The following is a 12,888-nucleotide window of genomic DNA, read 5'->3' as shown; positions in this document are numbered from 1 at the left end:
TCACTCTTGCGCCAAGCTTGTCATAGGCTGGCCGCCAACTTGACCGGAATCAAATTGTAATCGATTGATAAGAAATCTCTGGTTGAGGGAATAGAGGGGCACATGCAAAAAAGTCTTGCTGCCGAGTTTTTCGGCACATTCTGGCTGGTCTTCGGCGGATGCGGCAGTGCTGTGTTCGCGGCCGCCTATCCTGAACTTGGCATCGGTTTTGCCGGCGTGGCGCTGGCGTTCGGCTTGACTGTCCTCACCATGGCCTATGCCGTGGGCGGTATTTCCGGCGGCCATTTCAATCCCGCCGTCTCTCTCGGCCTTGTGGCTGCTGGACGTTTTCCCGCGGCTAACCTCGTTCCTTATGTCTTCGCACAGGTGGTTGGTGCCATCGTCGCTGCCGCAGCGCTCTATCTCATCGCCAGCGGCAAGGCGGGTTTCGAGCTCGGCGGGTTTGCGGCCAACGGATATGGCGAACATTCTCCGGGCGGTTATTCGCTGCTTTCGGCACTGTTGATCGAAGTTCTGCTGACCATGTTCTTCCTGATCATCATCCTGGGATCGACAAGCAGCCGGGTACCCGCCGGATTTGCGCCGCTTGCGATCGGCTTCGGGCTGACGCTGATTCACCTCGTCTCGATCCCCGTGACGAATACCTCCGTCAATCCGGCGCGTTCGACCGGGCAGGCGCTTTTCGTCGGCGGCTGGGCGCTGCAGCAACTCTGGCTGTTCTGGATCGCGCCGCTTGCGGGCGGTGCGATCGGCGGCCTCGTCTGGAAATTCTTCGGCGATAAAGACTGACTGCAAGACAGTGAGGCATGCCATTGAACCCGCGTGGTTTTTCCGCGCGGGTTTTTCGTTTTAATCGCCCTTGCGGCTTGTTCGCTGCGATATTCGCACGGCCGCAAGGGCAGAAAAATGAAGTATGCGACAAGGCGGAGTTAACGAAAGTAAACGGTTCGTTAACCATAATGATGCTCTAATGCACCCAAGTCAGACAAAGGCCACGAAGCGCGCAGACCAGCTTCGCGCAAGCCTCGATACTGCAGGGTGAAAGTTATTTTTGGGGGTGTTGATGAGTCGCGAGCGCGTAGCTGTCCTGATGGGCGGGTTTTCCTCGGAGAGGCCTGTCAGCCTTTCCTCGGGAAAGGCGTGTGCCGACGCCCTCGAAAATGAAGGCTTCAAGGTGACGCGTATCGATGTCGAGCGCGACATTTCCGAAAAGCTCTCCGCTCTGAAGCCCGATGTTGTCTTCAATGCCTTGCACGGGCCTTTCGGCGAGGACGGCACCATTCAGGGCATCCTCGAATATCTGCAGATCCCCTATACGCATTCGGGCGTGCTTGCCTCCGCGCTTGCCATGGATAAGGGCCGGGCGAAGCGTGTGGCTGCCGCTGCCGGCGTTCCGGTTGCCGAATCGCAGGTGCTGAACCGCTTCTCGTTTCCATCGGAGCATCCGATGAGGGCGCCTTATGTGGTGAAGCCGGTGCGCGAGGGTTCCAGCTTCGGTGTCGTCATCGTCGGGGAGGATCAGGCGCACCCGCCGCAGGTCATCGGTTCGGCCGAATGGCGCTACGGCGAGGAAGTCATTGTGGAGCGCTATATCCATGGTCGCGAACTGACCTGCGGCGTCATGGGTGATCAACCCATGGATGTCATCGAGGTGGTGCCTCAGGGCCACAATTTCTATGATTACGACTCCAAGTATGCTTCGGGTGGCTCAAAACACGTCTTGCCGGCTAAAATTTCACCGAAAATTTACCAAAAAATACAAACATTGGCGTTAAGGGCGCATCAAGCAATCGGTTGTCGCGGCGTCAGTCGGTCCGACTTTCGTTACGACGATCGTTTCTCCGAAGACGGCGAGCTTATCTGGCTGGAGGTCAATACCCAGCCGGGCATGACTCCAACCTCCCTTGTGCCCGAAATGGCCGGCCATGCCGGATATTCCTTTGGTGCATTTCTCCGGTGGATGGTGGAGGACGCGTCTTGTTTGCGTTGACAGTCAAAAGGATAGGGCGCCCCAGCCGTTATGCCGCGCTTCCCATCGTGGAAGCCGACGAACGTCGCGTGCTGCCACGTCCGCTGCGCCGCGTCGTGCGCTTCCTCGTCAGCCTCGGTACCGGCCGCATTCATATTCCGGCCTATACGGGCACGGTTTCGGCGCTCGGCTTCCTGGCTGCGACCGGTCTCTACGGTATGTCGCTCGGCGGTCATACGGAAGCCGTCGCCCAGGCGACCACAAGCGCTGTCGGCTTTGCCATCGAGGACGTGAAGGTTTCCGGCAACAACCAGACTTCCGAAATCGAGATCCTGCAGCTTCTCGGCCTCGATGGCGCGACGTCGCTTGTCGCTCTCGACATCGATGCCGCGCGCCAGAAGATTGCACGCCTTCCCTGGGTCGAGAATGTCGAAGTCCGCAAGGTCTATCCGAAGACCATCGAGGTGAAGCTCTCTGAACGCAATGCCTATGCCATCTGGCAGCACGGTCAGGAGCTTTCGCTGATCGAGAAGAGCGGCAGCGTGATCGCGCCGCTTCGCGACAACAAGTTTTCGACCCTGCCGCTCGTCGTCGGCCGTGATGCCGAAACGGCTGCTGCCTCCATCGAGGACGCCTTCGCCAAGTGGCCCGACGTCAAGGCCCGCGTGAAGGCTTATGTCTGGGTTTCCGGCCGTCGCTGGGACCTGCACATGGATAATGGCGTCGTCGTCAAGCTGCCGGAAGATGATCTCGACCAGGCGCTCGCGACGCTTTCGAAATTCGACAGGGAACAGCAGCTCCTGGAGCGTGATATCGCTGCAGTCGATCTCAGGCTGCCGGATCGCACGACGATCCAGTTGACGCCCGAGGCGGCAGCCCGCCGACAGGCCGCGGTCACGATGCGCACCAAGGAATTGAAGAAGGCGGGGCAGAATATATGAGCTTGTTCGGTTCATCCCATTTTGGATTGCCGCGCCTGAAGCCGCTTTCGTCGAAGCGGTCGCATATCGTTTCGGTGCTCGATATCGGCTCGACCAAGGTCGTCTGCATGATCGGCCGGCTGACGCCGCGTGAGGAAAGCCAGATCCTGCCGGGCCGCACGCACAATATCGAGATCATCGGCATCGGCCATCAGCGTTCGCGCGGCATCAAGACCGGCGTAATCGCCGATCTTGACGCACTGGAAAGCGTCATCCGTCTTGCTGTCGATGCGGCCGAGCGCATGGCGGGCCTCACCGTCGAAAGCCTGATCGTCAACTTGACGGCCGGCCGTCTCGGCAGCGACATCTACACGGCGACCATCGATCTCGGTGGTCAGGAAGTCGAGCTGAACGACCTGAAAAAGGTGCTTTCGGCCGCCTGCCAGCAGTCGCTGCGCCAGGACCGCGCGGTTCTGCATTCGCTGGCGACCGGCTTCTCGCTCGATGGCGAACGCGGCATCCGCGATCCGCTGGCGATGTATGGCGATGCGCTCGGCGTCGACATGCATGTCGTGACGGCGGAACGCTCGGCACTCAAAAATCTAGAGCTCAGCGTCAACAGAGCGCATCTTTCGGTGGAAGGAATCGTTGCAACGCCTTATGCATCCGGTCTTGCCGCACTCGTCGACGATGAAGTCGAACTTGGTTGTGCGGCCATCGACATGGGCGGCGGCACGACGACGATTTCGGTCTTTGCCGAAGGCAAGCTTGTTCATACCGATGCTGTCGGCCTCGGCGGTCATCATGTGACGACCGACCTCGCACGCGGCCTTTCCACCCGGATCGAGGATGCTGAACGTTTGAAGGTGGTTCATGCTTCGGCGCTGACCAATTCTTCCGATGAGCGTGAACTGATCTCCATTCCGCCGATCGGCGAGGATGACCGGGATCAGCCGAGCCAGGTGCCGCGGGCTCTCGTCTCGCGCATCGTTTCGGCGCGTATCGAGGAGACGATGGAACTCATCCGCGACCGCATCCAGCGCTCGGGCTTCAGCCCGATCGTCGGCAAGCGCGTCGTGCTGACGGGCGGCGCCAGCCAGCTGACCGGCCTTGCCGAAGTGGCGCGGCGCATCCTGGCCCGCAACGTTCGTATCGGCCGTCCGATGGGTGTATCGGGTCTTCCGACGGCGGCCAAGGGTCCGGCCTTTTCGACGGCCGTCGGGTTGATGATCTATCCGCAGGTCGCGGACATGGAAACACATGCGTCACAGAGCAGCCTGCTCCTGTCGCTTGGGGGTAATAACAGCCGCATCGCCCGCATGGGCCAGTGGCTGAAGGAAAGCTTTTGAAATTGAGTGAATTGGCCGGCGTGGCGATGCGGCCAGAGAGAGAAGGAACAGGTACCATGACTATCAAGCTGCAGAAGCCTGACATCACCGAGCTGAAGCCGCGCATCACCGTGTTCGGCGTTGGCGGCGGCGGCGGCAATGCTGTCAACAACATGATCTCCGCCGGTCTCCAGGGCGTCGACTTCGTCGTTGCCAATACGGACGCCCAGGCGCTGACCATGACGAAGGCCGAGCGGATCATCCAGCTCGGCGCCAACGTCACCGAAGGCCTCGGCGCCGGCTCGCAGCCGGAAGTCGGCCGCGCGGCTGCCGAAGAGTGCATCGACGAGATCATCGACCACCTGAACGGTACGCATATGTGCTTCGTTACCGCCGGCATGGGCGGTGGCACCGGCACTGGCGCTGCTCCTGTCGTCGCGCAGGCCGCCCGCAACAAGGGCATCCTGACGGTCGGTGTGGTCACCAAGCCATTCCACTTCGAAGGCGGACGCCGCATGCGTCTGGCCGAATCCGGCATCCAGGAACTGCAGAAGTCGGTCGACACGCTGATCGTCATTCCGAACCAGAATCTTTTCCGGATTGCCAACGACAAGACGACCTTCGCCGACGCCTTCGCCATGGCCGACCAGGTTCTCTACTCGGGCGTTGCCTGCATCACCGACCTGATGGTGAAGGAAGGTCTCATCAACCTCGACTTCGCCGACGTCCGCTCGGTCATGCGCGAAATGGGCCGCGCAATGATGGGTACGGGCGAAGCTTCCGGTTCGGGCCGCGCCATGCAGGCCGCCGAAGCGGCGATCGCCAACCCGCTGCTCGACGAAACTTCGATGAAGGGCGCACAGGGCCTGCTGATCTCCATCACCGGCGGTCGCGACCTGACGCTGTTCGAAGTCGACGAAGCTGCAACCCGCATCCGCGAAGAAGTCGATCCGGACGCCAACATCATCCTCGGGGCAACCTTCGACGAATCGCTCGAAGGCATCATCCGCGTCTCGGTCGTCGCCACCGGCATCGACCGTGCGATGAACCAGGCTGCCGACCGTGGGTTCCAGCCGGCCGCAAAGCCCGCTATCCGTCCCTCCGCGGCCGTTGCTCCGGCACCGGCCGCAGTTCAGCCTGCTCCAGTCATGCAGGCACCGAAGGCCGACCAGATTGCACAGACCATCCGCCAGGCTGAAGTCGAGATGGAACGTGAACTGGAAATTCCGGCCCCGCGTGCCGCTGCTCCTGTCCAGCAGCAGCCGGTGATGCAGGAAACCTTCCGTCCGCAGAGCAAGATCTTCGCTCCTGCACCGGAAGCAGCTCCGGTCATGCGTCAGGCCCCGCTACAGCCGGCTCCCGTCATGCACCAGCCGGCTCCGCAGCCGGTCATGCAGCAGCCGGTCCGTCATGAGCCTGTCATCCGCCAGGCGCCCGAACAGGTCCGCATGCCCAAGGTCGAGGACTTCCCGCCGGTTGTCCAGGCCGAGATCGATCATCGCTCGCAGCCTGCTGCTTCGCATGTCCAGGAAGAGCGCGGCCCGATGGGTCTCTTGAAGCGAATCACCAATTCGCTCGGCCGCCGCGAAGAGGAAGTCGCTCCGGAAATGACGTCTGCGCAGGCTGCCTCCTCGCAGCAGCGCCGTCCGTTGTCGCCGGAGGCAAGCCTCTACGCACCGCGTCGCGGCAACCTCGACGACCAGGGTCGTGCCGTTCCGCAGGCCCGCATGATGCAGGAAGACGACCAGCTGGAAATCCCAGCATTCCTGCGCCGTCAGTCGAACTGAGAGGAACACTTCTCCACAGAAAACGCCCGGGGCCGAAATCCTGGGCGTTTGCATTTCTAGGTGCTTGAATTCTAGATGTTTTTGGCACCGAGATTTTCGTAACAAACCGAAACGAACAGTGATTTGGATTGCGGCGTGCCTCCACGTAAGTATGAAGCAAGCGAACTGCTCCAAGAGTCTGCTTTAAGCGGCACCGGGCAGTGTAGAAGAACACCGGACCGGCTGGCAGCGACGGGTGCGGAAGAATAAAGGCAGAATTTTATGGGACTTGGCTTGTTGGGCTTTCAGACGACGGTATCGCGTCCGGTAACTCTTTCGGGTATCGGCGTTCATTCTGGTGCCGACGTTTCGATCACCTTCAATCCGGCCGAAGCCGGTACCGGCGTTATTTTCCAGCGCGTGCATGACAACGGCGACGTCACCGAACTGAAGGCCGTTTCCTCGCAGGTCGGCAATACCGATCTCTGCACCGTTCTCGGCTTCTCGCCGGCCCATTCCGTCGCGACGATCGAACATGTCATGGCAGCCGTTTATGCGCTCGGCCTCGACAATGTCGTCATCGAAGTCACCGGCGCCGAAATGCCGATCATGGATGGCAGCTCGGTTCCCTTCGTCGAAGCTATCGAACAAGTCGGTCTCGTTTCCCTCGGCGTCAAGCGCCGCTACATCCGCATCACCAAGCCGGTTCGTATCGAGCATGGTGGCTCCTGGAGCGAGTTCCGCCCCTATGACGGCACGCGCTTTGAAGTCGAGATCGATTTCGAATGCCCGCTGATCGGCCGCCAGAAATGGGAAGGCGATCTCACCGCCACCGTCTTCAAGACCGAGCTGTCGCGTGCGCGCACCTTCGGCTTCATGCGCGATGTCGAGCGCCTCTGGGCTTCGGGCCATGCTCTCGGCTCTTCGCTCGAAAACTCCGTCGTCATCTCCGATGACAACACTGTCATCAATGTCGAAGGTCTGCGCTACGCCAAGGACGAGTTCGTGCGTCACAAGACGCTCGATGCTGTCGGAGATCTGGCGCTTGCCGGCGCACAGTTCATCGGCTGCTACCGTTCTTATCGCGGTGGCCACAAGATGAACGCCAACGCTCTCAAGGCATTGCTCAGCGATCCCACGGCCTATGAAGTGGTCGAGACGTCGATACCGCGCCAGCGCGTTACCGTTCGCGAGTTCATTGCAGTCAGCGCTCCGGAATTCGCCCCCTGGTCGGCATGACCTCCAGTATACCAATTAAGGCCAGGGCCGCCTCCCAACGGGGGCGGTTTTTTTGTGGGGAAGGGGCGGATCGCGCGCGATAGATGTTTTGCGGCATATATTTAGCTGTCACCGCTTTGAATGCCGTGAAAAGCCTGACATTCTCGGCAGTGCTGCCACAAAAATGCGTTAATGCGTGATCATTGCGTTGCTCTCGATGCACATTTGTGGCTAGAAACGCCAGCTAGGCGTGGCTGCTGTGGAGTGGACGGCGGCGGTGGGATTCTTTCGAATGGCTTATGCAAGGTCTGACATGATGATGAAGACAGCGCGCGCTTTGCTCGCATCCGTGATGGTGCTGAGCGCAGGCGCCTTGATTTCCGGCTGCCAGTCGGACCCGGATATCGACATCACCAAGCTCGGCCTCGAAACCGATCCGCCTGATGTGCTCTACACGCAGGGCCTCGCCAACATGAAGGCCGGTAACATGGCTGAGGCGGCACGCAAGTTCGACGCGATCGACGCGCAGAATCCCTTCTCAGAATGGGCACGCAAGGCGCTCGTGATGAGCACCTTCGTCAAATATCGCCAGGGCCGCTTCGATGACGCGCTCGCATCGGGCAACCGTTATATGGCGCAGTATCCGAAGTCCAAGGATGCCGCCTACGTGCAGTATCTCGTCGGTCTTACCTATTCCAAGCAGATCGTCGACGTGACGCAGGACCAGCGTGCGGCACAGAAGACCATCGACGCCATGCAGGCCGTCGTCGACAATTATCCTGATTCCGAATATGTCGATGACGCGCAGGCCAAGATGCGCTTTGCGCGCGACCAGCTCGCCGGCAAGGAAATGCAGGTCGGCCGCTATTACATGGAGCGTAAGGAATATCTCGCCGCGATCTCGCGTTTCCGCATCGTGGTCGAGAAATATCCGAACACGAATCAGATCGAAGAGGCGCTCGCCCGTCTTGTCGAAGCCTATTATGCAATGGGTATCGTCGACGAAGCGCAGACGGCGGCTGCCGTTCTCGGTCACAATTATCCAGACAGTCAGTGGTATGCTGATTCTTACAAGCTGCTGCAGTCGGGTGGCGCGGAGCCGCGTGAAAACAAGGGTTCGTGGATCGCTGCAGCGGGCAAGAAACTCCTTCTCGGTTCCTGAGGCCAATGCTGATCCAGCTTTCGATCCGCGATATCGTCCTGATCGAGCGGCTGGACCTTGCCTTCGAGACCGGCCTTTCCGTGTTGACGGGTGAGACCGGTGCCGGCAAATCCATCCTGCTTGACAGTCTGTCGCTGGCCCTTGGCGGGCGGGGTGATGGCGGCCTCGTGCGCCATGGAGAGGACAAGGGTCAGGTCACGGCCGTCTTCGATGTCGGCATGGATCACGGCGCGCGGAAGCTTTTGCGCGAAAACGGCATCGACGACGAAGGCGACCTGATCTTCCGCCGCCAGCAATCCTCAGACGGCCGCACCAAGGCCTATGTGAACGACCAGCCGGTGAGCGTGCAGCTCATGCGTCAGGCCGGCCAGATGCTGGTCGAGATCCACGGCCAGCACGACGACCGCGCGCTGGTCGATACCAATGCCCACAGAACGCTGCTCGATGCCTTTGCGGGCATCAGCGAGGATGTGCAGACCGTCGGCGCGCTTTACCGCCAGTGGCGCGATAGCGAGCGCACGCTGAAGAAGCACCGCGAGAAGGTCGAGGCCGCGGCCCGCGAGGCGGATTATCTGCGCTCTTCCGTCGAAGAGCTGGAAAAGCTCTCGCCGCGCGATGGCGAGGAAGACGAGCTTGCCGACCGCCGCCAGAAGATGATGAAGGCCGAGCGCATTGCCGGCGATATTGCCGAGGCTTCCGAGTTCCTGAACGGCAATGCCTCTCCCGTGCCGCATATCGCCTCGCTGGTGCGCCGCTTGGAGCGCAAGAGCCATGAGGCGCCTGGCCTGCTCGAAGACACCGTCGCGCTGCTCGATGCGGCGCTGGACCAGCTTTCGAACGCGCAGATGGAAGTGGAAGCGGCACTGCGCAAGACGGAATACGATCCGAAGGAACTGGAGCGCGTCGAGGAGCGGCTCTTTGCATTGCGCGCCGCCTCCCGCAAATATTCGGTTCCCGTCACCGAGCTTCCGGCGCTCGCCGTGCGCATGATCAGCGATCTGGCCGATCTCGATGCCGGCGAGGAGCGGCTTACCAAGCTCGATGCAGAAGTGGCCGCCGCCAAGGCGAGTTTCGATGCGGCGGCTCGCTCGCTGTCCGAAAAGCGTCACCATGCCGGCGATGCGCTGGCGCAGGCCGTCATGGCGGAGCTGCCGGCGCTGAAACTCGAGCGCGCCCGCTTCATGGTGGAGATCACCACCGATGCGGAGGAGGCGACCGCCGAAGGCATCGATGTCGTCGAATTTCACGTCCAGACCAATCCGGGTACGCGGCCAGGCTCGATCATGAAGGTCGCCTCCGGCGGTGAACTCTCACGCTTCCTGCTGGCGCTCAAGGTGGCGCTTGCAGACCGCGGCTCGGCGCCGACGCTCGTCTTCGACGAAATCGACACCGGTGTCGGTGGCGCCGTGGCGGACGCGATCGGCCAGCGGCTGAAGCGGCTTTCTGACCGTGTACAGGTTCTCTCCGTCACCCATGCGCCGCAGGTGGCAGCACGTGCTGCCACGCATCTCCTGATCTCCAAGGGACCGTCCGGCGAGGGCTCCGACAAGATCGCCACGCGCGTCGCCACCATGGCCGAGAAGGACCGCAGAGAAGAGATCGCCCGTATGCTCGCCGGTGCCTCCGTCACGGAAGAGGCGAGGGCGGCGGCTGCACGGTTGCTGGCGGGCAACGGCTAGATATCCGCTGCTGGTGACAAGGCTTCGGCACTGCGCTATCAGGCCTTACTCCCGCGGCGAGGTCCTGCATCCCATGCGGCTTTTCCATTTCAGCAACGATCCCGCCATTACGATTTTCGAGCCTCGACCGGTGCGTATCGCCTCCGAGCGCCCGCCGGGCAGGGAGTGGCTGAATGGGCCGCTTGTCTGGGCGATCGATGATGTCAATGACTTCATGTATCTCTTTCCGCGTGACTGCCCGCGCATCCTGATATGGGCGAAGCCGGAGACATCGGAAGAAGACCGGCAGCTGTTGGGCAGATGGCGCGGCGCGGCTTATATCGAACGCGGCTGGCTGGCGCGCCTGGAGGCTGGGTGCATCCATCGCTACGAGATGCCGACGGAGAGCTTCGAGGATTTGCAGGATGCGGGAATGTGGGTGTCTCGCAAGGCCGTCGTGCCGCTGGCGCTCACGGCTATTTCCAGGCTCGATTGCGAATTTGCTCTGCGCGGCATCGAGCTTAGGGTCGTTGACAGCCTGATGCCTTTGAAGGCGCTGCGGGACACCACGTTGCATGTCAGCGCCATAAGGCTACGCAACGCGCAGCCATGATTTCCGAACGTTGGTACTATTTCAATCGCGGGATTTTGCTCTAAAACCATTGCAGATTCTCTGGAGTGAAGCTGCATGTCGACCGAATCCGTCGCTGTTGAGGACCTGACCCTTGAAGACGCCGCTGCCGAATTGGGGCGGCTGGCCAAGGAAATCGCGCATCATGACGCGCTCTACCACGGCAAGGATCAGCCGGAGATTTCGGACGCGGACTATGACGCGCTGAAGCGGCGCAACGATGCGATCGAGGCACGTTTCCCGGAACTTATCCGCGAGGACAGTCCGTCACGCCGCGTCGGCGTCGAGCCATCCAATACTTTCGCGCCCGTAGTCCATTCGCGGCCAATGCTGTCGCTCGACAATACGTTCTCGCAGGAGGACGTGCGCGACTTCGTTGCCAGCGTCTATCGCTTCCTTGGCCGTCTGCCTGATAATTCCATCGCTTTCACGGCCGAGCCGAAGATCGACGGGCTTTCCATGTCGATCCGTTACGAGAACGGCAGGCTGGTGACGGGTGCCACGCGCGGCGACGGCACGACGGGCGAGAACGTCACGGCCAACATCCGCACCATCAAGGAAATCCCGAACGAGTTGCCGAAGGGCGTTCCATCCGTCGTGGAAGTGCGTGGCGAGGTCTATATGGCCAAGAGCGACTTCATGGCGCTGAACGCCCAGATGGAAGCCGAAGGCAAGCAGACCTACGTCAACCCGCGCAACACGGCCGCTGGCTCGCTGCGCCAGCTCGATGCGAAGGTGACGGCGAGCCGCAAATTGAGGTTCTTCGCCTATGCCTGGGGCGAGATGTCGGACATGCCCGCCGATACGCAGATGGGCATGGTCGAGACCTTCAGAAGTTGGGGTTTTCCGGTCAATCCGCTGATGAAGCGGTTGAGTTCAGTCGACGATATCCTTGCCCATTACAGCGAGATCGGTCTTGAGCGGCCAGATCTCGACTATGATATCGACGGTGTCGTCTACAAGGTCGACAGCCTCGAACTGCAGCAGCGCCTTGGTTTCCGCTCACGCAGCCCGCGCTGGGCGACGGCACACAAGTTCCCGGCCGAGCAGGCTCTCACTATCGTCGATGCGATCGATATCCAGGTCGGCCGCACCGGTGCACTGACGCCGGTCGCGCGGCTGACGCCGATTACCGTCGGCGGCGTGGTCGTCACCAATGCGACGCTGCACAACGAGGATTATATCAAGGGCATCGGCAATAGCGGCGAGCGCATCCGCGAGGAGGAGCACGATATCCGCATCGGCGATACCGTCATAGTGCAGCGCGCCGGCGACGTCATCCCGCAGGTGCTTGATGTCGTCATGGAAAAGCGGCCGGCGGATGCGCAGCCTTATCAGTTTCCGAAGGTATGTCCGGTCTGTGGTTCACATGCGGTGCGTGAGCGGCACGAGAAGACCGGCAAGCTCGATTCCGTCACCCGCTGCACCGGCGGCTTCATCTGCCGTGCCCAGGCGACGGAAGAGCTGAAGCACTTCGTCTCGCGCAACGCCTTCGATATCGAGGGACTTGGCTCCAAGCAGATCGACTTCTTCTTCGAGAGCGAAGACCCGGCGCTGCAGATCCGCACCGCGCCCGATATCTTCACGCTGGAGAAGCGCCAGCAGCAGTCGATCACCAAGCTGGAGAATATCGACGGCTTCGGCAAGGTCAGCGTCGGCAAGCTTTACGCGGCGATCAACGAACGGCGCAGTATTGCCCTTCACCGCTTTATCTATGCGCTGGGTATTCGTCATGTGGGCGAGACGACGGCGAAGCTGCTGGCGCGCTCCTACAACACTTACGAGGCCTTTGCTGCGGCAATGAAGGAGGCGGCGGCGCTTTCCGGCGACGCCTGGGACGACCTCAACGCCATCGAGGGCATCGGCGAGGTCGTCGCGCGGGCCATTGTCGAATTCTACAAGGAGCCCCGCAATATCGAGGTGATCGGCCGCCTGCTCGACGAGGTAACGCCGCAGGAGGCCGAACAGCCGGTGACAGCGGGTAGCCCGGTAGCCGGCAAGACCGTCGTCTTTACCGGTTCGCTGGAAAAGTTCACCCGTGAAGAGGCGAAGGCGAGGGCTGAAGGCCTCGGGGCAAAGGTGGCGGGTTCCGTCTCCAAGAAGACCGATATCGTCGTTGCCGGCCCGGGCGCCGGCTCCAAGCTCGACAAGGCCCGCGAACTCGGCGTCCAGACGATGGACGAGGACGAGTGGCTGGCGCTGATTGGCGGATAGGAGCGGGCCGGCGGCAAACGCC

At 61.3% G+C, this 12,888-nt stretch carries 10 protein-coding genes; all 10 read left to right on the top strand.

Annotated elements, in window-relative coordinates:
* Positions 1–102 precede the first annotated feature (102 nt).
* The 10 genes from aqpZ (at position 103) to ligA (ending at position 12,866) form a co-directional block, all read left to right on the top strand.
* Positions 103–789, top strand: coding sequence for an aquaporin Z (gene aqpZ / locus ACK9YZ_RS13685; protein ID WP_216755209.1), 687 nt, complete (start codon positions 103–105; stop codon positions 787–789).
* 274 nt (positions 790–1,063) lie between these two features.
* The gene (locus ACK9YZ_RS13680; RefSeq protein ID WP_416064186.1) at positions 1,064–1,990 is read left to right on the top strand and encodes a D-alanine--D-alanine ligase; all 927 of its coding nucleotides are present in this window, start codon (positions 1,064–1,066) and stop codon (positions 1,988–1,990) included.
* Positions 1,978–2,910 (top strand): cell division protein FtsQ/DivIB, encoded by a 933-nt coding sequence (locus ACK9YZ_RS13675; protein WP_416064185.1) that lies wholly within the window; start codon positions 1,978–1,980, stop codon positions 2,908–2,910. Before ACK9YZ_RS13680 ends, ACK9YZ_RS13675 begins: the two co-directional genes overlap by 13 nt.
* Positions 2,907–4,238: a cell division protein FtsA gene (ftsA, locus tag ACK9YZ_RS13670; protein WP_113324938.1), complete on the top strand. Its 1,332-nt coding sequence runs from the start codon at positions 2,907–2,909 to the stop codon at positions 4,236–4,238. Before ACK9YZ_RS13675 ends, ftsA begins: the two co-directional genes overlap by 4 nt.
* Before the next feature lie 56 nt (positions 4,239–4,294).
* Positions 4,295–6,004 (top strand): cell division protein FtsZ, encoded by a 1,710-nt coding sequence (gene ftsZ / locus ACK9YZ_RS13665; protein WP_416064184.1) that lies wholly within the window; start codon positions 4,295–4,297, stop codon positions 6,002–6,004.
* 261 nt (positions 6,005–6,265) lie between these two features.
* Positions 6,266–7,222 (top strand): UDP-3-O-acyl-N-acetylglucosamine deacetylase, encoded by a 957-nt coding sequence (gene lpxC, locus ACK9YZ_RS13660; protein WP_183731057.1) that lies wholly within the window; start codon positions 6,266–6,268, stop codon positions 7,220–7,222.
* Between the two features lie 271 nt (positions 7,223–7,493).
* On the top strand, positions 7,494–8,363 hold the full coding sequence (locus ACK9YZ_RS13655) for an outer membrane protein assembly factor BamD (protein WP_216755204.1): 870 nt from the start codon (positions 7,494–7,496) through the stop codon (positions 8,361–8,363).
* 5 nt (positions 8,364–8,368) lie between these two features.
* Complete coding sequence (gene recN, locus ACK9YZ_RS13650) at positions 8,369–10,042, top strand: DNA repair protein RecN (protein ID WP_216755203.1); 1,674 nt, start codon at positions 8,369–8,371, stop codon at positions 10,040–10,042.
* A 73-nt stretch (positions 10,043–10,115) separates the two neighbouring features.
* The gene (locus ACK9YZ_RS13645) at positions 10,116–10,634 is read left to right on the top strand and encodes a DUF6886 family protein (RefSeq protein WP_416064183.1); all 519 of its coding nucleotides are present in this window, start codon (positions 10,116–10,118) and stop codon (positions 10,632–10,634) included.
* A 75-nt stretch (positions 10,635–10,709) separates the two neighbouring features.
* Positions 10,710–12,866 carry an NAD-dependent DNA ligase LigA gene (ligA, locus tag ACK9YZ_RS13640; RefSeq protein ID WP_416064182.1) on the top strand — a complete coding sequence of 719 codons (2,157 nt, stop codon included), beginning with the start codon at positions 10,710–10,712 and terminating at the stop codon, positions 12,864–12,866.
* Positions 12,867–12,888: the final 22 nt, after the last annotated feature.

It is taken from the genome of Rhizobium sp. ZK1 (assembly GCF_047782645.1).
Taxonomy (GTDB): Bacteria; Pseudomonadota; Alphaproteobacteria; order Rhizobiales; family Rhizobiaceae; genus Rhizobium.
The sequence above is the reverse complement of the archived record's forward strand: the minus strand, read 5'-3'. Positions and strand labels throughout refer to the sequence as shown.